Source organism: Microbacterium excoecariae, assembly GCF_011326725.1.
Taxonomy (GTDB): domain Bacteria; phylum Actinomycetota; class Actinomycetes; order Actinomycetales; family Microbacteriaceae; genus Microbacterium; species Microbacterium excoecariae.
This window is the reverse complement of the sequence record NZ_JAANCO010000001.1, coordinates 1,854,666-1,881,194: the sequence shown is the minus strand read 5'-3', so window position 1 is coordinate 1,881,194 and position 26,529 is coordinate 1,854,666. Positions and strand designations below refer to the sequence as shown.

Here is a 26,529-nt window from a genome sequence, read left to right as displayed (position 1 = left end):
GCGGCGCGCGGGCCAGGCCGCGTAGGCTGGGGTCGTGGACAACTCGCCGATCGGCATCTTCGATTCGGGCGTCGGCGGACTCACCGTCGCACGCGCCGTGCGGGATCAGCTCCCGCGCGAGTCGATTCTGTACGTCGGAGACACCCTGCACTCGCCCTACGGGCCGCGCCCCATCGCCGAGGTGCGCGAGTACGGCCTCGAGGTGCTCGACACGCTCGTGGATCAGGGCGTCAAGATGCTCGTGATCGCCTGCAACACGGCGTCCGCGGCGCTGCTGCACGACGCTCGCGAGCGCTACGACGTGCCGGTGGTCGAGGTGATCCGGCCCGCGGTGCGCACGGCGATCGCGACCAGCCGCTCCGGGCGCATCGGCGTGATCGGCACGGAGGGAACGATCGCGTCGGGCGCCTACCAGGACATGCTGGCGATCGCGCCCGGCACGCACGTACACGCGGCGGCCTGCCCGCGGTTCGTGGATTTTGTCGAGGCCGGCATCACCGATTCGCCCGAGCTGCTCGCCGTCGCGGGGGAGTACCTCGCCCCGCTGGTCGACGCGGGCGTCGACACCGTCGTGCTCGGCTGCACGCACTACCCGTTCCTGAAGGGCGCGATCAGCTACATCATGGGGCCCGGCGTGTCGCTCGTCTCGAGCGACAGCGAGACCGCGAAGGACGTGTTCCGCGAGCTCGTGAGCCGCGACCTCCTCGCGGCCGCGGACGCCTCGCCGCGGCATACCTACGAGGCGACGGGCGCGGATTCGCGCGGCTTCGTCGCCCTCGCCAACCGGCTCCTGGGCACCGAGGTGCGCGACGTGCGCCTCCTGCGCACGGGCCAGATCGACCTGCGCGAACTGCGCGCGTGAGCGAATCCGCTCACCCCACGACCGAAAGGGACACGAGATGACCATGCGCCACGACGGCCGGCAGAACGACGAGCTGCGGCCCGTCACGATCGAGCGCGGGTGGAGCGCGCAGGCTGAGGGATCCGCCCTCATCAGCTTCGGCGGCACGCGCGTGCTGTGCACGGCGAGCTTCACGAACGGCGTGCCGCGCTGGCTCGCGGGGCAAGGGCGAGGCTGGGTCACGGCCGAGTACGCGATGCTCCCGCGCGCCACGAACGAGCGCTCGCAGCGCGAGAGCGTCAAGGGCAAGATCGGCGGCCGCACACACGAGATCTCGCGGCTCATCGGCCGCGCGCTGCGCGCGGTCGTGGACACGAAGGCGCTGGGGGAGAACACCCTCGTCGTCGACTGCGACGTGCTGCAGGCCGATGGCGGTACCCGCACCGCGTCCATCACGGGCGCGTACGTGGCGCTGTCCGACGCGATCGAGTGGGGCCGCGAGCGGGGCTTCATCGGCAAGAAGGCGACGCCTCTGACGGACAGCGTCGCGGCCATCTCCGTCGGCATCATCGGGGGCACGCCCATGCTCGACCTGCCGTACGAGGAGGACTCGCGCGCCGAGACCGACATGAACATCGTGATGACCGGGTCCGGGTCGTTCGTGGAGGTCCAGGGGACCGCCGAGGGCGCGCCGTTCGATAAGGCCGAGCTCGACCGTCTGCTCGAGCTCGGCGCGAAGGGCTGCGCCGACCTCACCGCGCTCCAGCGCGCGGCCCTGGCGGGGCAGGCGTGAGCGGACCGCGCGTCGTGCTCGCGACGCACAACGCGCACAAGGTCGCCGAGCTGCAGGGCATCGTCGCGCGGGTCCGCCCCGACATCGAGGTCGTCGGCTACGACGGGCCCGAGCCGGTCGAGGACGGCACGACCTTCGCGCAGAACGCGCTGATCAAGGCGCGCGCCGCGGCGGCGCACACCGGGCTCGTCGCGCTCGCGGACGACTCGGGCGTCTGCGTCGACGTGCTCGGGGGCTCGCCCGGCGTGTTCTCGGCGTATTGGGCGGGGCACGCGAAAAACGACGGCGCGAACCTCGCCCTCCTGCTGGACCAGCTCTCCGACCTCACGGATCCCGCCGATCGGGCCGCGCATTACACCTCCGTGATCGCCGTGGTCCGTCCGACGGGCGAGGAGACCACGGTCGAGGGCATCTGGCCCGGGCGCCTCGCGACCGCGCCGCGCGGCGACGGGGGATTCGGATACGACCCCGTGTTCGTGCCGGAAGGTTCTGACCGCACGGCAGCGGAGCTCAGCGCCGCCGAGAAGAACGTCGTGTCCCATCGCGCGCGGGCCCTGGAGGCGCTCGCCCCGATCCTCGCGGCGCTGTAGGCGTCCTGCCATATCGGTCGACACGGGGGTAGGTTCGCTCCGCCCCTACGAGAAGGAGAACATCATGGCCGAGTCTGTGCCTCGCCCGAGAACCGGGCCCGTCGTTGGGATCGCCCTGGCGGCAGCCCTCGGCGGCTTCCTGTTCGGTTTCGACACCTCGGTGATCAACGGGGCGGTCGACGCGCTCGCGGGCGCCTTCGACCTCGGCGCCGCGCTCAAGGGCTTCGCCGTCTCCTCCGCGCTCCTGGGCTCGGTCATCGGCGCCTGGTTCGCCGGATCCCTCGCGAACCGCTTCGGCCGGATCCCCGTCATGCTCGTCTCGGCGGTGCTGTTCCTCATCTCGGCGATCGGATCCGGCCTCGCCTTCGGCGTCGTGGACCTCATCGCCTGGCGCGTCGTCGGCGGCATCGGGGTCGGTGCGGCCTCCGTCATCGCGCCGGCGTACATCGCGGAGGTCGCGCCCGCGCGGATCCGCGGTCGGCTCGGATCGCTGCAGCAGCTCGCGATCGTCCTCGGCATCTTCGTGGCGCTGCTGTCGAACGCGGTCCTCGCGGCGGTGAGCGGCGGCGCCGCCGAGATCCTGTGGTTCGGCCTGCCCGCGTGGCGGTGGATGTTCATGGCGGAGGCCATCCCGGCGATCGTGTACGGCGTGCTGGCCCTGCGGCTGCCGGAATCGCCCCGCTACCTGGTCCTGCGCGAGCGCGAGGATCAGGCGGCGGAGGTCCTCGAGACCTACACCGGCGAGGTCGACGTCGTCGGACGCATCGATCAGATCCGCAGCTCCATCGCAAGCGACCGGCGCGAAAGCCTCCGCGACCTCGTCGGCAGCACGTTCGGCCTCAAGCCGATCGTGTGGGTGGGGATCCTGCTGAGCATGTTCCAGCAGTTCGTCGGCATCAACGTGATCTTCTACTACTCGACGACGCTGTGGCGGTCGGTGGGCTTCGACGAGTCGAGCGCCATGCTCACGAGCGTGATCAGCTCGGTCACGAACATCGTGACGACGATCGTCGCGATCGTCCTCGTCGACAAGGTGGGTCGGCGCGCGATGCTCCTCGCGGGGTCCGTGCTTATGGCCGTAGCGCTCGGCACGATGGCGCTCGCGTTCTCGTTCGCGACGACCTCCGGCGGCGAGGTCACCCTCGGCCAGCCCTGGGCGCTCATCGCCCTCGTCGCGGCGAACCTGTTCGTGGTCGGCTTCGGCGCGACCTGGGGGCCCGTCGTGTGGGTCCTGCTGGGGGAGATGTTCCCGAACCGGATCCGTGCCTCGGCGCTCGCGGTGGCGGCGGCCGCGCAGTGGGTCGCGAATTTCTTCATCTCCACGACGTTCCCCGTGTTCAGCGAGATCAGCCTGACCTTCGCGTACGGGTTCTACACGTTCTTCGCCGTGCTGTCGTTCTTCTTCGTCTGGTGGCGCGTGGCCGAGACGAAGGGCAAGGAGCTCGAGGAGATGTCCGACGAGGCGCCGGTGTCGCGGCGACGGAACCGTGCGGAAGGCGGGACTTGAACCCGCACGCCGTGAGGCACGGGAACCTAAATCCCGCGTGTCTACCGATTTCACCACTCCCGCGTCCCCTCTAGTCTAGGCGGGCTTTTCGCGCGATCCCCGCCCCGCGCGTCGCGGAGGCGGGGTGTGGATAACTTTCGAGGCGGATCCGCCGTCTCTGTCACGCTGGCGGCGTGACGACACCGCAGCAGGAGATCACCGACCGCGTCCGGCAGCGCGTGCGCGAAGACCGCGCGGCGCTGGGGCGCGCCGAGGCGCTGCCCGCGGACGTGGCGCGGATCGCGGCCGCCGAGGTGCGCCGCCACAACGATCGCGCCCTCGCCGCGGGCGGTCGCGCGGTCGAGGACAGCGAGGCCGCGGTGCGCGAGATCGTCGCCGCCGTGTCGGGGTACGGGCCTCTGCAGCCGCTCCTCGACGACGACGAGATCGAGGAGATCTGGATCAACCGGCCCTCACGAGCTGCAAAACTGATCCTCGATAAAGGGCGACCGTCGTGTCGCACATCCCAGGCCGCGTCGCACCCCTTCGATAGGATGCACCTGTCAGATGACGCACCCCGCGCCCGGCGGTGCGAGACGGCCGGATAGCGAAGCGGGGTACGTGTGGCGGGGAAGCACAAGAGTCTCGGGGAGGCTCGCTCGGCAAAGCTCGACGAGTTCTATACACAGCTCTCTGACATCGAGAAGGAACTCCGTCACTACAAGAAGCACTTCAAGGGCAAGGTCGTCTACCTCAACTGTGACGACCCCCGTGAATCAGAGTTCTTCCACTACTTCAGCTACAACTTTGAGAAGTTGGGACTGAAGAAGCTCATCGCCGCCTGCTATAAAAGTCAGGACGTCGACCTGTTCTCGACTGGCGACAATGAGCGTGCCATCTACCTCGAGTACACCGGCGACAAAGACGGGGATCGAATCCCCGGGCGCGACGAGATTGAGACTAGGGCTTTCCAGGGCGACGGTGACTTTCGCTCAGCGGAGAGCATTGCATTGCTCAAGCAGGCGGACATTGTCGTGACGAACCCGCCCTTCTCGCTCTTCCGTGAATACGTCGCTCAGCTGATGGAGTACGACAAGAAGTTCCTGATCATCGGGAATTTGAATGCACTGAAGTACAAAGAGGTCTGGCCGTTCATTCAGGACGACAAGATGTGGATGGGTGTCACCCGAACTGGAACAGGTCAGATGTGGTTCCGGATCGCTGACGACGCCCCGGTGAAGACCGGTCAGCGCACTGACGAACACGGGCATCGGTATCAGACCATCGGTAACTCGGCATGGTTCACCAACCTCGACCACGCCAAGCGTCACGAGGAGATCATTCTCTACAAGACGTACAGCCCTGAGGACTACCCGAGCTACGTCAATTTCGACGGCATCGAAGTCTCCAAGGTGGTTGACATCCCGATGGACTACCCGGGCGTGATGGGTGTGCCGATCACGTTCCTTGGGAAGTACAACCCAGACCAGTTCGAGATCCTCGGTACCAGCCTCGTACTGGCCTCTCCGATGTCGGAGTTCGCACCGAAGGGTAGCTACCCGCAGGGCGGCCCGAACTTCTACCTCAGCAACGGTGACGGTACATATCGTCGCACCTACGAGCGTCTCGCGATCAGGAACAAGCAACTATGAAGATCGAGCTTCAGCGCATCAAGGTCCGCGACTTGATCGAGGGCTATGAAGACAACGACGAGCTGGGCGTCCGCGCTTGCGGGGGCAAGCTCGACGTGCGTCCGCCTTACCAGCGGGAGTTCGTCTACAAGGACAAGCAGCGTGACGCCGTCCTGGAGACGCTGCGCCGGGACTTCCCGTTGAACGTCATGTACTGGGCCGTGATCGATGAGCCGGGCGACGATGGCGTCGAGTACGAGATCATCGACGGCCAGCAGCGAACCATCTCGATTTGCCAGTACGTCGAGGGTGACTTCTCCATCGAAATCGACGGTCACCAGCTCGCCTTCCACAACCTTCAGAGCGACCAGCAGGACCAGATCCTCGACTACGAGCTCATGGTCTACCTCTGCGAGGGCACCGATTCCGAGAAGCTCGACTGGTTCAAGACGATCAACATCGCCGGCGAGAAGCTCACAGACCAGGAGCTCCGCAACGCCGTCTACCACGGGCCATGGGTGACCGCTGCCAAGAAGTATTTCAGCAAGAACGGCTGCCCTGCCTACGGCATCGCCTCGGACTACATGTCCGGAACGCCAATTCGCCAGGACTACCTAGAGACGGCCATCGAGTGGCTCAACGACGGCAAGATCGATGAATACATGGCTGCCCACCAGCACGACAAGAATGCCAACGAGTTGTGGCTGTACTTCAAGGGCGTCATCGACTGGGTTGAGACGACGTTCCCCAAGAAGCGCGCGCCAATGAAATCGGTCAAGTGGGGTCCGCTGCACAAGCAGTTCAAGGATGGCAGTTACGATCCTGCCGATCTGGAGCTGCGGATCGCCGAGCTCATGGGCGACGTCGACGTCAAGAACAAGCGCGGGATCTATGAGTTCGTCCTAGGTGGCGAGGTCGAGACTAAGCTGCTCGAAGTTCGTGTCTTCGATGAGAGGACCAAGCTGGCTGCCTACGAGAAGCAGACCAAGCAGGCAGAAGACGCGGGAGTCTCGAACTGCCCCATGTGCGCCAGCGGCACGAACAACAACGCCACGCGCATCTACAGCTACGGCGAGATGGACGCGGATCACGTCACGGCATGGTCCAAGCATGGACCCACCAATCTCGGAAACTGCGAGATGCTCTGCGTTCCCCACAACCGCTCCAAGGGCAACAGGTAGCACTGTGGCGGACGCGGCAGAGGCCACCCAGAGAAACGCGATCAGCGTCGAGGTCTCCCGGATCCACGAGAGCGCCATCTACTCGGCCCAGGGCCAGCTGGAGGCGGCGAAGTTCTGGCGGGGGTTGCATTGGACGCTCGGTGCTCTCGCTGCAGCCTTGAGCACTGCCGCTGCTGTGATCACGTTCGCTGCAGCGGGCCAGGTGGCCTCCGGGGTCTTGGCTGTTCTGGCGGCGATCACCGCTGCGTTGATGACTGGTGCCCGCCCTGACAGGCTCGCAGAGCGTGCCCAGAGCAGCGGCAACGACTACACCTCTCTTCGCAACGATGCCCGTCGGCTGCGCGACATTCAGATGCCCGTGGATGCTCTGCCCGAGCTTCGCAACTCCCTCGCACAGCTTGCTGAACGGGAGTCCGATCTGAACCACGCCGCCGATCCGATCCCGCGTCTGGCGTATCTGCTCGCCAAGCGGAACATCGAACGTGATGGCGGACAGCGATTCAAGGTCGATGCTGCATGACCGAAGCAACAGCGCAGTCGACGCTGGCGTCGATCATCAAGGCCATGACGCCCGACGAGGACGCACGGGTCGCAGCTGCCAGCCATCGGTCTTCCATCGAGGCGTGGCTTGAGTCGGATCTCAAGATCGTCCGGATGCGCGAGACCGGCTCGTGGCACCACGGCACTGCCATCAGCAATAGCAGCGATGTCGATTACTTCGTGACGATGCCAGGGCTGAGGCCGACGAACTCTTGGGATGCGTTGGAGCAGCTACGGGCATCGTTGGCTCGGGGGCTGCCAGATTGCCTCGTCCATATCGATCGTCCAGCAGTTCGGATCACCTACTTCGACGGCACGCCCGCGGTGGAGATCACGCCGGCCTACTTCAGGGAAACCGACGACTATGACATCCCCGATCCCAGCGGAACCGGCTGGATCCGCAGTAACCCTGCCGTCCACCTTGACTATGTGAACAAGGCTCAGAAGGCGACCGATGGCCGGGCGAAGAGCTTGATCCGCCTCGTAAAGACCTGGAAGGCCTGGAACTCTGTCCCGCTCGCCTCGTTCTATCTGGAGATGCGTACGGCTCAATACGCGCTGAGCAACTCGATCATCATCTATGACTGGGACCTGAGGGACTTCTTCAAGGGTCTCACGGGTGATGGCCTTCGCGATATGAATGACCCCACCAACTACGGGCGTCGGATCGTGACCGGGACGAGCAGCTTGGCCGAGTCGATCATGGCGAAGTACGCAATCGAAGAGGCGGCACGCCTAGCAGCGCTGGCGAAGGACGCCTCCGACGTGGGCGATCATGCCAGCGCCGTTGCCCACTACGTCCGGCTGTTCAATGTGCAGGGGTAAGTGACTGTCTCGCGAAAACTCGCCAGCTCAGCTCTTGTCGTCGCTGAGGATCAGCGGCGTGAAGCCGCCCAGGGCTTCCGGCGACGCGCACACCATGTATACCGGCAGTCCGAAGCCCAGGCACTGCAGAAGCTCGTCTCGGTCGTGCCCGGTGTTCCAGTCCCCAGTCAGCTCGTCGCGCCCGGGCAGAGCGCCGCAGTAGGGCACCAGATCTACTGCCGGGCCGTTCGGGTACAGGTGGTGGACGACGTCGGCTGTCCTGGCTGCGCCTGTGCTCATGCCAGCCATCCTGCCAGCAGCCTCCGACACTAGATCACCGTTGGCCTGCCTGCGCTGCATGCTCCTGGGCATCCAGCACCGCCTGGCGGGCATGCTCCGCCCGGTCGTCGATGAAGCTCTGGCACGCCGCCTTCATCGCTGCCGTGTCCTCGATCTGCAGGATCCCCCAGACCTTGGCCTGGCCGATGCGGATGTGGCGCACGAAGCCCTGCGGGGTGCTCACCTCGATGTAGACCTCTTCGCGGCCGGAGTCCTCCGTGCGCAGCACCAGCTTCATCTCAGCCGGCGCATCCTCGGCAATGGGCCTGGAAGCAGCCCGCATGGCCGCATGGCCGATGTTGGTCGCGTTGACGCTGAAGAACCCGCCGATCATCGTCGCCTCTCCTCCTCGAACGGGTCGCCGATGCTCTGCACGCCGTGCCTCGGGCAGACGAATGCGATGCGCACGCCCAGCCCATCGGAGCCGACGCTGGGATCCGGCTCGCAGTCGCCGCCGCACTCGGCGCAGGTGCGGTAGCCCTGATCCTTGGGCGTGCGGATCGGTACGCCGTCCAGATCGCCGAGCTCGTCGTACTCCATGGTCATGACTCTATGCGTCTTCCCTTTCGCAGTGCCGGACTCGCACTCGCTCAATACACCGGCAGGCGGGCAGGTCGCGATGAGCGGCGTCTCCCGATCACGTCTGCTTGTGCTTCTTGTCCTCCACCACCTGGATCCCGTTGGACCTGAGCTTGGCTACGACTTGCACGAAGAGCTTCTGGTACTCGGCCGCGGCGTAGTGCTGCAGCCTGATCCGGACCGTGTGCTTGCCGTCCTTCGACGCGGCCCCCGGGACGTCCCGCGGTTCCTTGACCCGCAGCACCAGCGCCCGGTTCAGATGCTTTCCGTCCCACAAGAGCTGCGCCTTGGCGCTATTGATGTACTGGACCGCAGTAGCACCCTTGATCATTGCCCACGGGATCACGTGGCCGCCGCGGACGATGACGCCATCCTGGCCGAGCTCCAGGTCGATCGCGTCGTCGCCGGTGCGCATCGCCGCGGGGATGCTGGTCACCAGGCCGTACGCGCCGAAGACCAGGCCCACGGCCCCGAGGATCAGCGGCCCGGCGCTGAACCAGATCTCGGCCTTGCGCACCGTCATCTCAGGCAGGTCGTTGACCACCAGGTAGATCCCCAGCACGAGCAGCGGCACGCCCAGGAGCACCAGGATCGCGCTTCGCCGAATCCTCGGCCGGTGGTGCGCGCTCGTGCTGATGAAGATCTGTACCTGCGCCCGGTGCGACGTGAAGTCCGTCATCTGGTCAATGCCTTCTGGTCGGTTCCATGAACCGGCAATTCTACGGAGCCCGGACGCCGGGCCGTGGTCGCGATGTCAGCTCCTGACCCGTCGGCGGCTGTGCGCCATCCGCTGTCGTGTTGGCTCTAGGAGCCCACCGGAAACAACGGATTCGGAGGACGCTTCGAGTCCTTCGGATACTTCTCTGCGTATTCCCGCTGGATCTCCGGCGGCAGCTCGAGCCACAGGATGGCCACGGCTTCCCAGAACTGCTTCCAGCACTCCGCCTCGGTCGGTCGTTCGTTGCGGTCGCCATCTCGTCCTGATCCCCGTTCAAGGGCTCGACTCTACGTCGAAGGACGGACGATTATCGGGGCTCCGTGTGGTCTGTGAGGCCCTCGAGATCGCCGGCGTAGGCCCGATGCACGTGCCACCAGCCCTCGGCTTTATGTACGTCGACCACCAGCGATCGGCCTTCCTCGTCGGTGCCTTAGTGCTCTTCAGCGCCAACAGAGCTGTCGGCGCTCTGCTGGCGCAGTGATTCGGTTGGCCAGGGATAGCAAGGAACCTATGGATGATCCACGCTGTTCGCGGCTCGGAATAGCGACGTCTCGTCAACCTCCGTTGCGGCCCTGGCAAGGGTACGTTGAGGTCATGGCAATCGGGGTTCCTAATGGATGACGGGCAGACCACATTCGGCTTTGCACTGACGGCCGAGCAGTGGCAGGACGAAGCCGACGAACTCATCTTCCGCATGACTACCGGAGCGGCCACGATCGCTGAACTGAAGCGATTGCAACAGTTGCTTGAATACCGGATGCATGCCCTGCGCACTGGACATCACGTTGCCGAGCAAGCTCCATCGGTCACGAACCTTCCGCCTCGGCTGAATGAGCTGATCGGTGAGGTCGTGATCTGCTGCGCTGTCGCCGAGGAACATGCGAGCGAGTTGCTACAACTACGCAGTGGCGACCTCGACAAGGCCGTCGATGGGTTCGGATCTACTAGCACCAGGCTGCTCAGAAAGCTCAAGGGCAAGATCCCCGACGAGTTGCACGAGCGCTTCACGGATGCATTGGACTTCCGTCATTACATCGTCCACGGCGTCTACGTCGACGCGAAGTTCCTACTGGGGAAGCAGAACGCCTTCTCGCAGGATGGATACGTCGCGATGAAACAATCGTTCGGCAATGATGTCCCCGGATATACCGTCCGGTACATCAACGAGGCCGAGCTGGTCGGACTGCGAGATCGGCTCACGAGCATCAGTGCTGAGCTGTCAACGCTGATCTCGCAGGCGATGGATGGCTTTGGCGGGGTCGGCCCAGAACGCGCCGCCCAGTAGACGCTCGATCGAGCACGCCGCCACCTGCGGGCGGGACTTCAGGTGTGCGGAGTAACCGCGAGGGATTTGCAGCCTGCCTGCAATTGCTCATCACCGGGGTCACTCGATGCGTCGAGGTTCACGCCCAGCCCCCTTCGATTGGCGTTGTGCTTGTTTGCGGCGTGACTACAACCTGTCACCTACCCCTGCAGCAGTCCCGTTTTCCTCGCGTCGAAGTGAGCTGCCAGCATTTCGTGCCACGCGCTCGCGGGTACAGTTCAGGTGTGTCTGAGTTCTGGTCCTTTGCGCTACCCGCCCTGTCGGCGCTGGTCGGTGTCGTCGTGACTCAGGGGGCGAATATCGCCTTGGAGCGGCGTCGGGGCAAGAATGACGCTGAACAGCATGCGCGAGACGAGGCCTCGCAAGTAGCCCGCGAGGAGCGCGAGGAGCAGCGAGCCGAGATTCGCGAGCTAATGGATCTATTCACCCGGTTTCGCGAAGTGGCGATCGGCGCGAGTGGCGAAGATGCTGTCTACGAGTCGATCTGGCAGCGCGAGTACGCGTCAAAGGTCGCTGGCGCGGTCGTGCGCATTCGCGACTACGCGGCCGCTGTGGGAATCAACACAGCTTCGCGCGCCTTGGCGAACGCGTCTGCAATCGCGCGATTTCGGCGTGAGTACACCCAGGACAGTGCGGAAGGCGCTCTCGGGGTCGTGTTTGAAGCAGTTGACCTCGCGCTCGACAGCATGCACGGCGCCTACCATGGCATCAACTTCGCGGCTGGAGCTGTTGAGGGGCGTGCGCATTCGCTGAGCAATGACGAGACTCGTGCTGCGCTGACATATCGAAGGTCGTGAGGAGCGTCGGTGTACGCGATGCGGGCGTGGTTGCGCGCGATCCGTGAGGAGCGCGGGCTGAGCCTCCAGGAACTGTCTGAACGGTCCGGCGTGGGCATTGCGACGCTTAGACACATGGAATCCGGGGAACGTGGCGACTGGGCGGACGGCCTGAGGGCGTGGCACCGCGTCGGCGGAGCGCTTGGATACGACGCAGCCGAGTGGTTCGGCCCGCTCGATGATTGATACACCTCACGCCGCGGTCGCGCGTTACGCTCCAGCCATGACGTTTGAGGGTGATTCGGAAATGGCACTTGCGATCTCGGTGGACATTCTGAGTAGCTTCCTTCCAGCCATATTCGGGGTGGTTGGAATCATGTTCGGGGGGTGGATGACCGCAAGAACTAGCCTTCGTTTGCGCCTCATCGAAGTGCAAGAGGATGAATCGAGCGAGTTTCGACAGTTTCGGGTCCGAACTATTACGGCGGTTAACGAGCTTGGCATAGCCACCAGCCGTCTGGTGCAAGACTGGGGCTCTGTTTTGGATCAGATCCGGCAAGCCTTGCCAGACGATTCATCGCCGGAAAGCATGCCGCAAGCCGTGAAAATTTCCATCAGATCGGCCTCCGATGCACTAAGCGAGCGAGTCAAGATTGCAACGGAAGCATGGCGAGTCACGCTCTCGGAGGCACAAGTTCACGCGGATGTAGAGGTCTCTAACAAGATAATTGAGATTGATAACACGCGCGCAAAAATTGTCGACGCGTTTAACTCGGTGCAGACAGATCAGAATTTGGAAGTCGCGCGTGCGGGTCTACGAAACGTGACCAAGCTAGATACGTATTTTCGTGAGGTCCTTATGCGTGAGCTCTATCGCGAAATGCAATTGCAGGATGCGAAATTCGTCGCGCGGCGATACCAGCTCGCGAGCACTCATCGAATCGGCGCCCTGACGCGCTACATCGCGAAGCAGAGCGTTAAGCGCGCTGAGGCAATTGCGAAGCGCCGTGACCGGGAACAGAGCGAACACCGTCAAGTGGTAGACGGCGGCTGACCGCAAGGCTAGGGCGGTCGGGCGCGATCCCTCAAAAATGCGCGCACGTGCGGAGGCCGACTACTACCTGCACACGGGGCTTTGGGCGATTTTGGGTAGGTGGGGGGGTGGGATCGACGACGATTACCCTGAGAATGTCATGACCGGGCTCGTCGTCGTGATCTGGGCCCTGGCTGGCCCGGCGCTCACGGGCGTCTTCGAGCAGGCCATCTCCCGCGTCACGGGCATGTGAGACGCATGCGGGACGAGCGCGGATCCGCGACGGTCGAGTTCCTCCTCGTGAGCGTGCTCCTCACCACGTTCACGCTGGGCGTGGTGCAGCTCGGCCTCGCCGCGTACGTCCGCAACGTCGTGCAGGACGCGGCGGTGGAGGCCGCCTTCCATGCCGCCCTCGCCGACGCGACCCCCGCCGAGGCGGAGGCCCGGGCGCGGGCGCTCGTGGAGAGGGCCGTAGGCCACGACGCCATCGACTCCGTCGCGTTCGAACGCGGCACATCGAGCGGCGTCGCGGTGATCACCGTGCGCATCGACGCGACGCTGCCGCTCGTGGGCTTCCTCGGGCCCGCGCGCGGGACGGAGGTGACCGCCCGTGCTCCCGCGGAGGTGTTCGGATGACGACGCGGAGCGCGGGAGCGCGTCCCTGGAGTTTCTCGTGGCGGGGCTCGTCCTCCTCGTGCCGCTCGTCTATCTTGTCGTCGCGCTGTCGGCCCTGCAGAACGCCGCCCTCGGCGCCGAGACGACGGCGCGCCTCGTCGCCCGGTCGGTCGCGAGCGGGGCGGCCGGGGCGCCCGAGGCGGTCCGCGTCGACGCGGCAGCCGCATACGGGTTGGATCCGCAGGCGGTGGACATGAGTGTCCAGTGCGAGAACGCGCGCGCCGCGTGCCCCGAGGCGGGCGCCATCGTCGTCGTCACGATCTCCACGCGCGTCGCGCTCCCGCTCGTGCCGGACGTGTGGGGGCTCCAGGACGCCGCGGCGGTTCCGATCGAGGCGCGCGCCGCCTTCCGCGTCGAGCGGGCGGCCGTGCCGTGAGGGCCCGCGACGACGACGGCAGCGTGCTCCCGCTCGTGGCCGGCTACGTCGCGCTCGCGCTGGCGCTCATCCTCGTGTGCGCGAACGCCACGTCGCTCTACCTCGCGCAGAAGCGGCTCGACGCGTCGGCCGATGCGGCCGCCCTCGCGGCGACGGAGGGGTTCGTCGTCGTGCCCTCGGGCGGCGGGGTGGGGATCCGCCTCGACGCGGAGCGCGCCCGGTCGCAGGCCGCCGACATCGTCGCGCTGTCCCCGGACGACGCCCGCATCGAGGCGCTCGACGTGACCGCGGGCGGGACCGCCCGCGTCGTCGTGGCCGCGCGCTGGGAGCCGTTCCTCGTCGCGGCGCTCGTGCCGGACGGCGTCTGGCTGTCGGCCACGGGCACGGGGCGCACGGCGCTGGCGGGCTAGCGCAACGCACCCGGCGGGCGCGAGCCGTGGCGCGGTACCCAGCGCCAGAATCCCACCGCTCCGGCGAGGCCGACGAGTCCCACGGCGCCGGTGGCGACGGGCAACGACGCGGCCGCCGTGAGCGCCGAGACGATTAGCGGCGTGAGGGCGGCGCCACCGTCGGTGAGGGTCCGCCACGCGCCGAGGAATCCCGCCGTGTTCTCGCGCGGGGCGACGTCGGCTCCGAGCGTCAAAAGCGCTCCAGAGGACAGCCCGTTGCCGACGCCGACGACGACCGCGAACACCCCGAACCACATCGCGGAGGTGCCGAGCTCGTGCGTGAAGGCCAGGCTGAAGAAGGCGGATCCCATCAAGACCTGGGAAGGAACCGTCGCCCAGATGCGTCCGAACCTGTCCATGACCTGGCCGCTCGCGTAGAACAGGGAGAACTCCACGGCGCCCGCGACGCCGACGATGAGCGCGGTGTTCGCGGAGTCGAGCCCGATCGAGAGGCCCCACAGCGGGAGGACGGCCTGCCGGCCCGCGCGCACCGCGGCGAGGGAGGCGGCCGCGAGCCCGAGGCGCGACAGCACGTGGCGGTGGCGCCAGATCGTGCGAAACAGCCCCGTGCGCTCGTCGGCGGGGATCGAGCCGGTCACCGGCTCGCCCGTGTCCTCCGCGTCGGCGTCGCGCGCAGCGAGGCGCTCTGCCGCCCGCGCCTTCTCCTCCGGATCGGGGCCGAAGGCGACGAGGAACGCGACCCCAAGGGTGCACGCGCCGAAGAACCAGAGCGTCGAGCGCTCGGATCCCGTCGCCCAGATGAGCGCGGCGGCGATGACGGGCCCCGTGAAGGTCCCCAAGCGAAAGGATCCCCCGACGAGGGCGAGCGCCCGCGCGCGCGACGCGAACGGCACGCGCGCCGTCATGAAGGCGTGCCGCGCGAGCGCGAACACCGAGGCGCAGCCGCCCACCACAAGCGCCCCGGCCGCCAGCACGGGCACGCCCGGGGCGAGGAGCATCGTGGCGATGCCGCCGAGTTCGACGAGCGCGGCCGCGATCATCGCGCGCCGCTCGCCCACGCGCGCGACGAGAGCGCCGGCGGGAATGTTGCCGACGAGCTGACCCACCACGAGCGCCGCGGCGACGAGGGCCGCGGTCGCGAGCGTGGCTCCGAGGTCTCCCGCGATCGTCGGGAGGACGGGGACGAGGGACCCCACCCCCATCGAATACAGCGCGGTCGGCGCGTAGATCATCGGCCAGTAGCGGCGGATCGCCTCGCGGGCTCCCGGCGCCTCATCGTCACTCATCGAGAGCCCACGCTAGCGCGCCGAGGCCCGGTCACAGCGGCGGCGCGATAAGCTTCGCTGGTCATGCTTGAACTTGATCTGTCCGCCGACATCCAGGCCCTGCGCACCACCTACGACACCATCTCCGAGGTGGTCGACGTCGAGACCCTGCGCGCCGAGGTCGCGCGGCTCGAGGAGCAGGCCGCCGACCCCGACCTCTGGAGCGATCAGGAGAACGCGCAGAAGGTCACGAGCGCGCTGAGCCACCGCAAGGCCGCCATTCGCAAGGTCTCGGGCGTCGGGCAGCGGCTCGACGATCTCGAGGTCATGGTCGATCTCGCGAACGAGATGGAGGACGAGGACGCCGCCGCCGAGGCGCGCGCCGAGCTCGCCTCCCTCGAGAAGGACGTCGCGGATCTCGAGGTGCAGACGCTCCTCGACGGCGAGTACGACGAGCGCTCCGCGGTCGTCACGATCCGGTCGGGCGCCGGCGGCGACGACGCGACCGACTTCGCCGAGATGCTTATGCGCATGTACCTGCGCTGGGCAGAGCGCCACGGCTACCCCGTGAAGGTCATGGACACCTCGTACGCCGAGGGCGCGGGCATCAAGTCGGCGACCTTCGAGGTCGACGCCCCCTACGCCTACGGCGTGCTGTCGGTGGAGGCGGGCACGCACCGCCTCGCGCGCATCAGTCCCTTCGGATCCGCCGACAAGCGGCAGACCAGCTTCGCGGCCGTCGAGGTCATCCCGCTCATGGAGGAGGCGAAGGAGGTCGACATCCCGGAGAACGACATCCGCGTCGACGTCTTCCGCTCCTCGGGCCCGGGCGGCCAGTCGGTCAACACGACCGACTCGGCGGTGCGCATCACGCACCTCCCGACGGGCATCGTCATCTCGATGCAGAACGAGAAGTCGCAGATTCAGAACCGCGCGGCCGCCATGCGGGTGCTCCAGACGCGCCTGCTGCTGCTCCAGAAGGAGCAGGAGGCGGCAAAGAAGAAGGAGCTCGCCGGCACGATCACGGCGAGCTGGGGCGACCAGATTCGCTCCTACTTCCTCTACGGGCAGCAGCTCGTGAAGGACCTGCGCACCGGCTTCGAGATGTCGCAGCCGGACCACGTGTTCGACGGCGACCTCGACGGCCTCATCAACGCCGGAATCCGCTGGCGCAAGCGGTCCGACGACGAGTGAGCCGGGCCCGTGGCGACCTCTGACGACGACGCCTTCACCTGGGAGGGCGACGACGACCCGACGCTGACGCCGACCGGGTCCGCGCGCGAACGCGCCGCCCGGCCGGCCCCGCCCGGCGCCGCGCTGGACGAGACCGGCGCGCACGAGCCGCTCGACGCGGAGGCCGAACCGGCCGCCGGCGGGATCGGCAACGTCGCCCTCGTCGCCTACGGCGTGCTCGGCGGGGTCTACGCGCTCTGGACGCTGGGATGGATCCTCGGCAGCTCGCGCCTGCGCGAATGGATCGAGCTCGCCACCGGCGGCGTCGCGGACGTGATCTTCCAGGGCAGCATGTATCTCGCGATGCTCGCGCCCCTCCTGTGGTTCGTCGCGGCGCTCGTGGCCACCCGCTCGCGCCCCGCATGGATCCGATTCGCGGCGCTTGTCGCGGGCGTGGTCGTCCTCGTGCCGTGGCCGTTCGTGATGGTGGGGGTGATCGGGCAGTGACCGAGGAACACACGCGCCGGAGCGGCACGCCCGGCTGGGTCGTGGCGACGATCAGCGGCATCGCGGGGCTGTTCTACGCCTACGCCATGTGGGCGGGCGTGTCCTACCTCGTCGTGATGGCCCAGACCGCGAGCGCGGCGGGGGGATCCCTCACGCCGTTCGCGTGGATCGCGATGGTCATGACGATCGCCCTGCCCGTGGCCCTGTTCGTCGTGGCTGTTCTGCTGGGCCGCCGCGCCGGGTGGTGGCGCCTCGCCCTCTACCTCGTCGTCGGCCTGGGCGTCGTCGCGGTCTTCTGGCTGAACGCGCAGGCGTACACGACCACGCAGGTGGTCTTCCAATAGCAGCCGTCCCGCCCGGCGCCCACGCGGCGCTAGGCTGGGGCCACGGTCGCGTGCCGCGCACGCGTGCCGTCCCATCGCAGCGTCACCCCCGAAGGATTCACCGTGTCGAAGCCCGTCGTCCTGCTCGCAGAACAGCTCTCACCCGCAACGATCGAGGCGCTCGGCCCCGATTTCGACGTGCGATCGGTTGACGGAACCGATCGCTCCGCGCTCTTCGAGGCGCTCGCCGAGGCGCACGCCGTGCTCATCCGCTCGGCGACGAAGATGGACGCCGAGGCGATCTCGCACGCGCCGCAGCTCAAGGTCATCGCCCGCGCGGGCGTCGGCCTCGACAACGTCGACATCAAGGCGGCGACGACGGCGGGTGTCATGGTCGTCAACGCCCCGACCTCGAACATCATCTCGGCCGCCGAGCTCACCTGCGGCCACATCATCAGCCTGGCCCGTCGGATTCCCGCCGCCCACGCGTCGCTCTCGGCGGGCGAGTGGAAGCGCAGCTCCTTCACGGGCACCGAGCTCTACGAGAAGACGCTCGGCGTCGTCGGCCTCGGCCGCATCGGCGCGCTCGTCGCGCAGCGCATGCAGGCCTTCGGGATGCGCGTCGTCGCCTACGACCCCTACGTCACGGCGGCGCGCGCGCAGCAGCTCGGCGTCGAGCTGCTGTCGCTCGAGGACCTCGTCCAGCAGATGGACTTCCTCACCATCCACATGCCGAAGACGCCCGAGACGACCGGCATGATCGGCGCCGCCGAGCTGAAGGCGATGAAGTCGACCGCCTACGTCGTGAACGTCGCGCGCGGCGGCCTCATCGACGAGGACGCCCTGGCCGCCGCCCTCGAGGCGGGCGAGATCGCCGGCGCCGGCATCGATGTCTTCACGAGCGAGCCGCCGGCTGACCGGTCGCTCACGAGCCAGGCGCGCGCCGTCGTGACCCCGCACCTCGGCGCCTCCACCGCGGAGGCGCAGGAGAAGGCGGGCGTGTCGGTCGCGCGTTCGGTCAAGCTCGCGCTCGAGGGCGACCTCGTGCCCGACGCCGTCAACGTCGCGGGCGGCGTCATCGACCCGTTCGTGCGGCCCGGCATCGCGCTCGTCGAGAAGCTCGGACAGGTCTTCAGTGGCCTCGCCCACGGCGCGCTCACGAGCCTCGAGATCGACGTGCGCGGCGAGCTCGCCGACTACGACGTGAGCGTGTACCGTCTGGCGGCGCTGAAGGGGATTCTCACGAGCGTCGTGAGTGAGAAGGTCTCCTACGTCAACGCGCCGGTCCTCGCCGAGCAGCGCGGCATCGAGTCGCGCCTGACGGTGGAGCACGACAGCCCCGAGTTCCGCAACCTCACGACGCTCACGGGAACCCTCGCCGACGGCACGGTCTTGAGCGTCGCGGGCACGCTCGCGGGCACGCGCATGGTGCAGAAGCTCGTCGGCATCAACGGCTACGAGCTCGACGTGCCGCTCGCGGACCACCACCTCGTGATGATCTACACGGACCGGCCCGGCATCGTCGCGGTGTACGCCGAGCAGTTCGGCGACAAGGGCATCAACATTGACGGCCTCCAGGTCGCGCGGAGCGCGAACGCCGAGGCGCTGTCGGTCGTCACGGTCGACTCGCGCGTGCCGGACGAGCTCGTCGCCGAGATCGGGCGCACGATCGACGCGCGCGTGATCCGCCAGATCGAGATCGTCGAAGACTAAGGACGCACACCCCGCAGGAAACGCCCCGCTCGCGTCCGGCGAGCGGGGCGTTTTCTGCCGGGGCGAGGGCCGCACGAGAGTACACAAGGAGCAGGACAATGACGATGCCGACGCCGACGGATCAGATCGCGACCGACGGCCCGCGCGCCGACTGGCGCGGCTGGGCGGCGCTCGTCGTGCTCATGCTGCCGGTGCTGCTCGTGTCGATGGACAACACGATCCTCAACTTCGCGCTCCCGGCGATCGCCCGCGACCTGGAGCCGTCGAGCATCGAGCAGCTCTGGATCATCGACGCGTATTCGCTCGTGCTGGCCGGGCTGCTCGTGACGGCCGGCAGCCTGGGCGACCGTCTCGGCCGACGACGGATCCTCCTCATCGGCGCGATCGGTTTCACGCTCGTCTCGGTCGCGGCGGTGTTCGCACCGACCGCGGGGTGGCTCATCGCCGCCCGCGCCGGCATGGGCGTCTTCGGCGCGGCGCTCATGCCGTCGACGATGTCTCTCCTCCGGTCGACCTTCCGGCAGCGCGATCAGCGCCGCGTCGCGATCGCCGCCTGGTCCGGCATGTTCGCCGCGGGCGGCGCGCTCGGCCCCATCGTCGGTGGGATCCTCATCGAGCACTTCCCGTGGCAGAGCGTCTTCCTCCTGGCCGTGCCGATCCTCGCGCTCATGCTGATCCTCGCGCCGGTCTTCGTGAAGGAGAGCAGGGATCCGCGGCCCGGCCCGATCGACGGGTGGGGGATCCTGCTGTCCATGCTCGCGCTCGCGCCGTTGGCCTACGGCATCAAGGAGGTCGCGGTCGCGGGCTGGGTCGGCGCCGCACCGCTCGCCGTCGGGCTGGTGTTCGGGTGGCTCTTCATCCGCCGGCAGCGGCGGATCCTGCACCCCATGCTCGACATGTCGCTCTTCCGCCGCCCGAAGTTCTCCGGGTCCCTCGCCGTGAACCTGTGCTGCATCATGGCGTACATCGGGTTCCTCTACTTCGTCTCGCAGCACCTCCAGATGGTCGTCGGACTCACCCCGATGTGGGCGGGCATCGCGCTCATCCCGGGCGCCGTGATGTCGATCGCGAGCGGATTCATCGTGACGCCCATCGCCCGTCGATTCCCGGCCTCGCGCGTCGTGCCGGCCACCCTCGTGCTGGCGGTCGCGGGTCTCGTGCTCGTCGCGGTCGCCGGCGCCCACGACCTGACCGCGCTCGTCGTGGCGTTCGTCCTGATGGGGGCGGGGACCGGCGCGGCGCAGACGGTGTCCGGCGAGCTGATCATCTCGTCCGCCCCGCCCGAGAAGGCGGGCGCGGCGAGCGCCATTAGCGAGACGGCGTACGAGTTCGGGGCGGTGCTCGGAACGTCGATCCTCGGCGGGATCCTCACCGCGTGGTACCGGGCCGCGCTCGTCCTCCCCCCGGGCGTACCCGCCGACATCTCCGCCGAGGCCCAGGAGACGCTCGCGGGCGCCGTGAACGGCGCGGAGGAGATCGGGGGAGCCCTCGGCGACGCGCTGCGCCAGGCGGCCACCTCGGCGTTCGACGGGGGCGTCGTCGTCACCTCGCTCATCGGGGCGGCCCTGCTCGTCATCGCGAGCGTCGTCGCGGCGGCTACGCTGGGACGGAGCCGGTCGCAGGCGTCCCGGTGATGGACGCCGTCGGCTCGCCCTCACCAGAGCAAGGAGAAGCATGTCGCGCGTCGTGAAACTGGCCGTCGTCCCCGGCGATGGGATCGGTCCCGAGGTAGTCGCCGAGGCCGAGAAGGTCCTCGACGCCGTCACCGCGGGCACCGACGTGGCGTTCGAAAAGACGCGGTTCTCGCTCGGCGCCGACCGCTTCCTCGCGACGGGTGATGTCCTCACCGACGCCGACCTCGCCTCTCTTGCCGCCCACGACGCGATTCTGCTCGGCGCCGTCGGCGGCGTGCCGAACGACCCGCGCCTCGTTGGCGCGAACATCGAGCGCGGCCTGCTGCTCGGTTTGCGGTTCGCGCTCGACCACCACGTGAACCTTCGCCCGACGCGGCTATTCCCGTCGGTGCCGGGCCCGCTGCGGGACCCGGGCGAGGTCGACTTCGTGGTGGTGCGCGAGGGTACCGAGGGCGCGTACGTCGGAAACGGCGGCACGCTCCGCGCGGGGACCCGCCACGAGGTGGCCAACGAGCTCAGCGTCAACACGGACCACGGCGTGCGGCGCGTGGTCGAGTACGCGTTCGACCTGGCCGAGAAACGCCGCGGCCGCCTGACGCTCGTTCACAAGACGAACGTGCTCGTGAACGCGGGCGCGCTGTGGCGGCGCGTCGTGGACGAGGTCGCGGGGGAGCACCCCGAGGTCGGCGTAGACTACATGCACATCGACGCGGCGACGATCCACCTGGTCGAGAACCCCAGCCGCTTCGACGTCATCGTCACCGACAACCTCTTCGGAGACATCCTCACCGACCTCGCCGGGGCGATCACCGGCGGCATCGGTCTCGCCGCCTCGGGCAACCTCAATCCGTCCGGCGAGTTTCCGTCGATGTTCGAGCCCGTTCACGGCTCGGCCCCGGACATCGCGGGCCTCCAGAAGGCCGATCCCACCGCGGCGATCGGCTCGGTCGCCCTCCTGCTCGATCACCTCGGGCTCGCGGCCGAGGCGCAGCGCGTGACGCGCGCCATCGAGGAGGACATCGCCGCTCGCACCGGCGCGGCCCGCACGACGGCCGAGATCGGCGACGCCATCGCGGCGCGCCTCACCGCCTGATTTCTTCTTTCCCGCGCCCCGCGCAGACAGGACACGTCATGACCCTTCCCGGATCCCTCCCGCTCGCCGCCCCCGATCGCCTCGCCTTCCAGGTGACCCGCAACTCCGCCGCCCGCTCGGCGGACGAGCGGGAGGCGCTCCTGCAGGACCCGGGCTTCGGCACCGTGTTCACCGACCACATGGTCGACGTCTGCTGGTCCGAGCGCGGCGGGTGGCACCGCCCGCGCGTCCAGGCCTACGGCCCCATCTCGCTGGACCCGGCCGCGGCCGTGCTGCACTACGCGCAGGAGGTCTTCGAGGGGATGAAGGCGTACCGCCACGCCGACGGCGGCATCTACACCTTCCGCCCCGAGCAGAACGCGCGCCGGTTCAACCGGAGCGCGAAGCGCATGTCCATGCCGGAGCTGCCGGAGCGCTTCTTCCTGCAGGCCCTCCACGAGCTCATTGCGGTCGACGGCGACTGGGTGCCCTCGGGTGCCGACCAGACGCTGTACCTGCGCCCGTTCATGTTCGCGAAGGAGGCGTTCCTCGGCGTGCGGCCGGCGAAGAAGTATGGCTTCTACCTGATCGGCAGCCCCTCCGGCTCCTACTTCACGGGCGGCGTGACGCCCGTGACGATCTGGCTGAGCGAGCGCTACGCCCGCGCGGCCGAGGGCGGCACGGGCGCGGCGAAGACGGGCGGGAACTACGCCGCCAGCCTGCTCCCGCAGGCGGAGGCCGCCGAGAAGGGCTGCGACCAAGTCGTCTTCCTCGACCAGCGCGGCAACGTCGAGGAGCTCGGCGGGATGAACATCGTGTTCGTGAAGAAGGACGGCACGCTCGTCACGCCCGACTCGGGGAGCATCCTCGACGGGATCACGCGCAACTCCATCCTCGAGCTCGCGGCGGATCGCGGGCACGCGGTCGAGCGCCGCGGCGTCTCGCTCGCGGAGTGGCGGGACGGCGTCGCCTCGGGCGACATCGTGGAGGCGTTCGCGTGCGGCACGGCCGCGGTCGTCACGCCGATCGGGCGGCTCATGGGCGAGGGCTTCTCGGACGACCAGCCGCAGGGATCCCTCGGGCTGTCGCTGCGCGAGGAACTCACGGACATCCAGTACGGGCGGCGCGAGGACACGCGCGGCTGGCTGCGACGCCTCGACGCGTAAGCGGAGCGCGGGCCGGGGCGGATGCCCCGGCCCGCAGCCGTCGCTAGGCTGATCGGGTGAAGATCGCCAGGTTCAGCCACAAGGACGCCATCCGATTCGGCATCGTCGACGGGACCGAGCTCGTCGTCCTCGCGGGGGATCCGATGCTCGCCGGCTTCGACACGACGGGCGAGCGGGTCTCGCTCGGCGACGTCGCTCTGCTGGCTCCCGTCATCCCGCGCTCGAAGGTCGTGTGCGTGGGGCGCAACTACCGCGCGCACGCGGAGGAGCTGGGCAACGACGTCCCCGCCGAGCCGCTGCTGTTCTTCAAGCCCAACACGTCGGTCATCGGCCCGGGCGACTCGATCGTCCGGCCCCCGCAGACGAGCGACACGCAGTGGGAGGGCGAGCTGGCCGTCGTCATCGGCTCTATCGCGAAGAACGTTCCTGCGGCCGACGCACATCAGGTGATCTTCGGCTACACGGTGGCGAACGACGTCACGGCGCGCGACCTCCAGGGGCCGGATCGGCAGTGGGCACGGGCGAAGGGCATGGACACGTTCTGCCCGCTCGGCCCGGCGATCGAGACCGATCTCGATCTCGCCTCGGAGCAGATCATCACGCGCGTGAACGGCGAGGAGCGCCAGCGCGGATCCTTCACGGACCTGATCTTCTCGATCCCCGAGATCATCGAGTATGTCAGCGCCGCGTTCACCCTGCTCCCGGGCGACGTGATCCTCACGGGCACGCCGGAGGGCGTGGGGCCGTTCGTCGCGGGCGATGTTGTCGAGGTCGAGGTGCCGGGCATCGGCGTTCTGCGCAATTCCGCGCGCGACGCGTGAGCGTGCCGGGCGGCGACCTCGCCGCCGTTCAGCGCCGCACGGTCCTTGTCCTGTCCGTCGGGCAGGTGCTCGGCGGCATCGCGACCGGCGTCACGATCTCGCTCGGGGCCCTGCTGGCGGCCGAGGTCTCCGGATCCGAGGCCCTGTCGGGCCTGTCGACGGCGGGCATGACCCTCGGTGCGGCGATCGTGGCGGTGCCGCTCGCGAGCCTCGCTCGCCGGGCGGGCCGGCGCCTGTCTCTCGCGACGGGGATGATCGTGGCGCTCGTCGGGATCCTCACCGTCGTCGCGGCGACTGCGATCGGCGCGTTCGTCCTGCTGCTCGCCGGTTTCGCGCTCATCGGTGCGGGGCAGGCGGCAAACCTCCAGTCGCGGTTCGCCGCCGCCGATCTCGCGACCGAGCGCACGCGCGGGCGCGATCTGTCGCTGGTCGTCTGGGCGACGACGGTGGGCTCCGTGCTCGGTCCGAACCTCACCGGGCCGGGGGAGTCGATCGGGCGCGCGCTCGGCATGCCGGAGCTGACCGGCCCGTACGTGTTCTCGATCGCCGCGCAGCTCGCGGCGCTCGCGCTGTACCTCGTTTTCCTGCGGCCGGATCCGCTGCGCCTTGCCGCTCAGCTCGCGCGCGAGGCGAGCGGGCAGGCGCGGGCGCGGCGCCCGGACCGTCCCGTCGCCGCGCGCTTCGCGATCCTCGCCGTGGCGGGCTCGCACGCGGTCATGGTCGCCGTGATGGCGATGACGCCCGTGCACCTCGCCAGCCACGGCGCGGCCCTCCACATCATCGGGCTGACGATCAGCCTCCACATCGCCGGGATGTACGCGCTGTCGCCCGTGTTCGGGCTGCTCGCCGACCGCGTGGGCCGTGTCGCCACGATTCTCCTCGGGCAGGGGATCCTTGCCGCCTCGCTCGTGATCGCCGCGCTCGGGCAGGACAACGCGCTCGCCGTGACGATCGCCCTCGTGCTCCTCGGCCTGGGGTGGAGTGCGGCGACCGTGGCCGGGGCATCCCTCCTGACCGAGGCCTCCGCGCCGGAGGTGCGGGTCGCGCGTCAGGGGCGTAGCGACCTCACCATGAATCTCGTCGGCGGCATCGGCGCCGTCGCCGCGGGCGGCGTGCTCGCGCTCATCGGGTACGGAGGGCTGGCGCTCGCTTCCCTCGCGATCGTGGCCGTTATCGCGGCGGCCTCTCCGCTCGGTCGCAGGTGAGGGGGCGCAGAGCGAACTAGGATCGAGTCGATGTCTTCTGCACCCGATCCCCGCACCACGACGGCCACCGGCAGCGACGTTCGCGTCCGATTCTGCCCGTCGCCGACCGGCCTGCCGCACGTCGGCCTCATCCGCACCGCGCTGTTCAACTGGGGCTTCGCCCGGCACCACGGCGGCAAGCTCGTGTTCCGCATCGAGGACACGGACGCGAACCGTGACAGCGAGGAGAGCTACCAGCAGCTCCTCGAGGCGCTGCGTTGGCTCGAGATCGACTGGGACGAGGGCGTCGAGGTGGGCGGCCCGCACGCGCCGTATCGCCAGAGCGAGCGCCACGACCTCCACCGCGAGGTGCTCGCCTCGCTCATCGAGAAGGGGCTCGTCTACGAGAGCTACTCGACCGCGGAAGAGATCGACCAGCGCAACGAGGCGGCCGGCCGCGCGAAGCAGCAGGGGTACGACAACTTCGATCGCGACCTCACCGACGAGCAGCGCGCGGCGTTCCGCGCCGAGGGCCGCCAGCCCGCGCTGCGCCTCAAGGTTCCCGACGAGGACATCACGTACGACGACCTCGTGCGCGGCGAGGTCACGTTCCCGGCGGGGTCCTTCTCCGACTTCGTCATCGTCCGCCCCAACGGCGTGCCGCTGTACACCTTCGTTAACCCCGTCGACGACGCGCTGATGGGGATCACGCACGTGCTGCGCGGCGAGGACCTCATGCCGTCGACGCCGCGCCAGATCGTGCTCTACCGGGCGCTCATCGAGGCCGGCGTGGCGACCTTCATCCCGCGCTTCGGGCACATGCCGCTCGTGCTCGGAGACGGCACGAAGAAGCTGTCCAAGCGCGACCCGCGCGCCGACCTGTTCCTGCAGCGCGACAAGGGCTTCGTGCGCGAGGGTCTGCTGAACTATCTCGCGCTCCTCGGCTGGTCCATCGCGCCCGACCGCGACGTGTTCGGTCTCGACGAGTTCGTCGCGGCGTTCGACATCACCGACGTCAACCCGAACCCCGCGCGCTTCGACCAGAAGAAGGCCGAGTCGATCAACGGCGACCACATCCGGCTGCTCGGCGAGGCCGACTTCGCCGAGCGCCTCGTGCCGTACCTGCAGCAGGGCGGCGTGCTGGGGGAGGAGCCTTCCGAGGCCGAGCTCGCCCTCGTGGCGGCCGCGGCGCCGCTCGTGCAGTCGCGCCTCCAGCTCCTCGGCGACGCCGCGGGCATGCTGGGCTTCCTCTTCGCCGACGAGGTCGACTACGACGAGCAGGCCGTCTCGAAGCTGAAGGACGACGCCCCCGCCGTGCTCGTGGCGTCCGCCGATGCGCTCGCGTCGCTCGAGGAGTTCACGACCGAGCGGATCCAGGAGGCGCTGTCGGCCGCCCTGATCGACGGCATGGGGCTCAAGCCCCGCGTCGCGTACGGCCCGCCGCGCGTGGCCGTCTCGGGTCGCCAGGTCTCGCCGCCGCTGTTCGAGTCGATGGAGCTGCTCGGCCGCGAGCGCACCGTCGCGCGGCTGCGCGACCTTGCCGCCCGGCTTACCGCCTGAGAGACGCGCGGATCC

General features: G+C 68.3%; 31 protein-coding genes and 1 tRNA gene. 26 read left to right on the top strand and 6 right to left on the bottom strand.

Features of this window, described 5'->3' with window-relative positions:
• Positions 1 to 34: 34 nt before the first annotated feature.
• The 4 genes from murI (at position 35) to G8E01_RS08780 (ending at position 3,731) form a co-directional block, all read left to right on the top strand.
• Complete coding sequence (murI, locus tag G8E01_RS08795; protein ID WP_166318630.1) at positions 35 to 862, top strand: glutamate racemase; 828 nt, start codon at positions 35 to 37, stop codon at positions 860 to 862.
• Between the two features lie 37 nt (positions 863 to 899).
• Positions 900 to 1,634, top strand: a complete 735-nt coding sequence (gene rph / locus G8E01_RS08790) for a ribonuclease PH (RefSeq protein WP_277343622.1) — start codon at positions 900 to 902, stop codon at positions 1,632 to 1,634.
• On the top strand, positions 1,631 to 2,224 hold the full coding sequence (rdgB, locus tag G8E01_RS08785) for an RdgB/HAM1 family non-canonical purine NTP pyrophosphatase (protein WP_166318627.1): 594 nt from the start codon (positions 1,631 to 1,633) through the stop codon (positions 2,222 to 2,224). The genes rph and rdgB overlap by 4 nt, the downstream gene beginning before the upstream one ends.
• Positions 2,225 to 2,288: 64 nt before the next feature.
• Positions 2,289 to 3,731: a sugar porter family MFS transporter gene (locus tag G8E01_RS08780; protein ID WP_166318624.1), complete on the top strand. Its 1,443-nt coding sequence runs from the start codon at positions 2,289 to 2,291 to the stop codon at positions 3,729 to 3,731.
• Here G8E01_RS08780 and G8E01_RS08775 read toward each other — a convergent pair.
• A tRNA-Leu gene (locus G8E01_RS08775) sits at positions 3,713 to 3,794 on the bottom strand. The two genes, G8E01_RS08780 and G8E01_RS08775, sit on opposite strands and share 19 nt — an antisense overlap.
• Positions 3,795 to 3,904: 110 nt before the next feature.
• On the opposite strand from G8E01_RS08775, the gene G8E01_RS08770 reads away from it, so the two are divergent.
• From G8E01_RS08770 to G8E01_RS08750, 5 genes are read left to right on the top strand one after another with little or no spacing between them, the layout of a single operon-like run.
• Positions 3,905 to 4,318 carry a hypothetical protein gene (locus G8E01_RS08770; protein ID WP_166318621.1) on the top strand — a complete coding sequence of 138 codons (414 nt, stop codon included), beginning with the start codon at positions 3,905 to 3,907 and terminating at the stop codon, positions 4,316 to 4,318.
• Between the two features lie 15 nt (positions 4,319 to 4,333).
• Complete coding sequence (locus G8E01_RS08765; protein WP_166318618.1) at positions 4,334 to 5,362, top strand: adenine-specific methyltransferase EcoRI family protein; 1,029 nt, start codon at positions 4,334 to 4,336, stop codon at positions 5,360 to 5,362.
• The gene (locus G8E01_RS08760) at positions 5,359 to 6,522 is read left to right on the top strand and encodes a DUF262 domain-containing protein (protein WP_166318615.1); all 1,164 of its coding nucleotides are present in this window, start codon (positions 5,359 to 5,361) and stop codon (positions 6,520 to 6,522) included. Before G8E01_RS08765 ends, G8E01_RS08760 begins: the two co-directional genes overlap by 4 nt.
• A gap of 4 nt (positions 6,523 to 6,526) precedes the next feature.
• Positions 6,527 to 7,042: an SLATT domain-containing protein gene (locus G8E01_RS08755; protein WP_166318612.1), complete on the top strand. Its 516-nt coding sequence runs from the start codon at positions 6,527 to 6,529 to the stop codon at positions 7,040 to 7,042.
• Positions 7,039 to 7,887 carry a nucleotidyltransferase domain-containing protein gene (locus G8E01_RS08750; RefSeq protein WP_166318609.1) on the top strand — a complete coding sequence of 283 codons (849 nt, stop codon included), beginning with the start codon at positions 7,039 to 7,041 and terminating at the stop codon, positions 7,885 to 7,887. The genes G8E01_RS08755 and G8E01_RS08750 overlap by 4 nt, the downstream gene beginning before the upstream one ends.
• Positions 7,888 to 7,914: 27 nt before the next feature.
• Here G8E01_RS08750 and G8E01_RS08745 read toward each other — a convergent pair whose 3' ends face one another.
• The 4 genes from G8E01_RS08745 to G8E01_RS08730 all read right to left on the bottom strand — a co-directional run bounded on the left by G8E01_RS08745 (position 7,915) and on the right by G8E01_RS08730 (position 9,463).
• Positions 7,915 to 8,166, bottom strand: a complete 252-nt coding sequence (locus G8E01_RS08745; protein WP_166318606.1) for a hypothetical protein — start codon at positions 8,164 to 8,166, stop codon at positions 7,915 to 7,917.
• 34 nt (positions 8,167 to 8,200) lie between these two features.
• A complete protein-coding gene (locus tag G8E01_RS08740; RefSeq protein WP_166318603.1) occupies positions 8,201 to 8,539 on the bottom strand; it encodes a hypothetical protein in 339 nt (112 codons plus the stop codon).
• Positions 8,536 to 8,745: a hypothetical protein gene (locus tag G8E01_RS08735; protein ID WP_166318601.1), complete on the bottom strand. Its 210-nt coding sequence runs from the start codon at positions 8,743 to 8,745 to the stop codon at positions 8,536 to 8,538. Before G8E01_RS08735 ends, G8E01_RS08740 begins: the two co-directional genes overlap by 4 nt.
• 97 nt (positions 8,746 to 8,842) lie before the next feature.
• A complete protein-coding gene (locus tag G8E01_RS08730; RefSeq protein WP_166318598.1) occupies positions 8,843 to 9,463 on the bottom strand; it encodes a hypothetical protein in 621 nt (206 codons plus the stop codon).
• A gap of 652 nt (positions 9,464 to 10,115) precedes the next feature.
• Here G8E01_RS08730 and G8E01_RS08725 point away from each other — a divergent pair.
• From G8E01_RS08725 to G8E01_RS08695, 7 genes are all read left to right on the top strand, one after another.
• Complete coding sequence (locus tag G8E01_RS08725; protein WP_166318595.1) at positions 10,116 to 10,787, top strand: hypothetical protein; 672 nt, start codon at positions 10,116 to 10,118, stop codon at positions 10,785 to 10,787.
• Between the two features lie 263 nt (positions 10,788 to 11,050).
• The gene (locus G8E01_RS08720; RefSeq protein ID WP_166318592.1) at positions 11,051 to 11,623 is read left to right on the top strand and encodes a hypothetical protein; all 573 of its coding nucleotides are present in this window, start codon (positions 11,051 to 11,053) and stop codon (positions 11,621 to 11,623) included.
• 18 nt (positions 11,624 to 11,641) lie between these two features.
• Entirely contained in the window at positions 11,642 to 11,848 is a 207-nt protein-coding gene (locus G8E01_RS13125; RefSeq protein WP_420826123.1) for a helix-turn-helix domain-containing protein, read from the top strand.
• 37 nt (positions 11,849 to 11,885) lie between these two features.
• Positions 11,886 to 12,656, top strand: a complete 771-nt coding sequence (locus G8E01_RS08710) for a hypothetical protein (protein WP_166318586.1) — start codon at positions 11,886 to 11,888, stop codon at positions 12,654 to 12,656.
• A 237-nt stretch (positions 12,657 to 12,893) separates the two neighbouring features.
• Positions 12,894 to 13,271, top strand: a complete 378-nt coding sequence (locus G8E01_RS08705; RefSeq protein WP_205827256.1) for a TadE/TadG family type IV pilus assembly protein — start codon at positions 12,894 to 12,896, stop codon at positions 13,269 to 13,271.
• Positions 13,246 to 13,686 carry a TadE family protein gene (locus G8E01_RS08700; RefSeq protein WP_166318580.1) on the top strand — a complete coding sequence of 147 codons (441 nt, stop codon included), beginning with the start codon at positions 13,246 to 13,248 and terminating at the stop codon, positions 13,684 to 13,686. The genes G8E01_RS08705 and G8E01_RS08700 overlap by 26 nt, the downstream gene beginning before the upstream one ends.
• Positions 13,683 to 14,096, top strand: a complete 414-nt coding sequence (locus G8E01_RS08695) for a pilus assembly protein TadG-related protein (RefSeq protein ID WP_166318577.1) — start codon at positions 13,683 to 13,685, stop codon at positions 14,094 to 14,096. The genes G8E01_RS08700 and G8E01_RS08695 overlap by 4 nt, the downstream gene beginning before the upstream one ends.
• Here G8E01_RS08695 and G8E01_RS08690 read toward each other — a convergent pair.
• Positions 14,093 to 15,382 carry an MFS transporter gene (locus tag G8E01_RS08690; protein WP_166318574.1) on the bottom strand — a complete coding sequence of 430 codons (1,290 nt, stop codon included), beginning with the start codon at positions 15,380 to 15,382 and terminating at the stop codon, positions 14,093 to 14,095. The two genes, G8E01_RS08695 and G8E01_RS08690, sit on opposite strands and share 4 nt — an antisense overlap.
• A gap of 63 nt (positions 15,383 to 15,445) precedes the next feature.
• Here G8E01_RS08690 and prfB point away from each other — a divergent pair, with 63 nt between their 5' ends.
• The 10 genes from prfB to gltX all read left to right on the top strand — a co-directional run bounded on the left by prfB (position 15,446) and on the right by gltX (position 26,514).
• Complete coding sequence (gene prfB, locus G8E01_RS08685) at positions 15,446 to 16,555, top strand: peptide chain release factor 2 (protein WP_166318571.1); 1,110 nt, start codon at positions 15,446 to 15,448, stop codon at positions 16,553 to 16,555.
• A 9-nt stretch (positions 16,556 to 16,564) separates the two neighbouring features.
• Positions 16,565 to 17,041, top strand: coding sequence for a DNA polymerase III subunit gamma/tau (locus tag G8E01_RS08680; RefSeq protein WP_166318569.1), 477 nt, complete (start codon positions 16,565 to 16,567; stop codon positions 17,039 to 17,041).
• Positions 17,038 to 17,385, top strand: a complete 348-nt coding sequence (locus tag G8E01_RS08675; RefSeq protein WP_166318567.1) for a hypothetical protein — start codon at positions 17,038 to 17,040, stop codon at positions 17,383 to 17,385. The genes G8E01_RS08680 and G8E01_RS08675 overlap by 4 nt, the downstream gene beginning before the upstream one ends.
• 102 nt (positions 17,386 to 17,487) lie before the next feature.
• Entirely contained in the window at positions 17,488 to 19,077 is a 1,590-nt protein-coding gene (serA, locus tag G8E01_RS08670; protein WP_166318564.1) for a phosphoglycerate dehydrogenase, read from the top strand.
• Positions 19,078 to 19,175: 98 nt separating this feature from the next.
• Positions 19,176 to 20,711, top strand: coding sequence for an MFS transporter (locus tag G8E01_RS08665; RefSeq protein WP_166318561.1), 1,536 nt, complete (start codon positions 19,176 to 19,178; stop codon positions 20,709 to 20,711).
• A gap of 40 nt (positions 20,712 to 20,751) precedes the next feature.
• Positions 20,752 to 21,804 carry a 3-isopropylmalate dehydrogenase gene (locus G8E01_RS08660; RefSeq protein WP_166318558.1) on the top strand — a complete coding sequence of 351 codons (1,053 nt, stop codon included), beginning with the start codon at positions 20,752 to 20,754 and terminating at the stop codon, positions 21,802 to 21,804.
• Positions 21,805 to 21,842: 38 nt separating this feature from the next.
• A complete protein-coding gene (locus G8E01_RS08655) occupies positions 21,843 to 22,949 on the top strand; it encodes a branched-chain amino acid aminotransferase (RefSeq protein WP_166318555.1) in 1,107 nt (368 codons plus the stop codon).
• Positions 22,950 to 23,005: 56 nt separating this feature from the next.
• Positions 23,006 to 23,770: a fumarylacetoacetate hydrolase family protein gene (locus G8E01_RS08650; RefSeq protein WP_166318552.1), complete on the top strand. Its 765-nt coding sequence runs from the start codon at positions 23,006 to 23,008 to the stop codon at positions 23,768 to 23,770.
• Between the two features lie 2 nt (positions 23,771 to 23,772).
• Positions 23,773 to 24,975, top strand: coding sequence for an MFS transporter (locus G8E01_RS08645; protein ID WP_420826122.1), 1,203 nt, complete (start codon positions 23,773 to 23,775; stop codon positions 24,973 to 24,975).
• Between the two features lie 30 nt (positions 24,976 to 25,005).
• The gene (gene gltX, locus G8E01_RS08640) at positions 25,006 to 26,514 is read left to right on the top strand and encodes a glutamate--tRNA ligase (protein ID WP_166318546.1); all 1,509 of its coding nucleotides are present in this window, start codon (positions 25,006 to 25,008) and stop codon (positions 26,512 to 26,514) included.
• Positions 26,515 to 26,529: the final 15 nt, after the last annotated feature.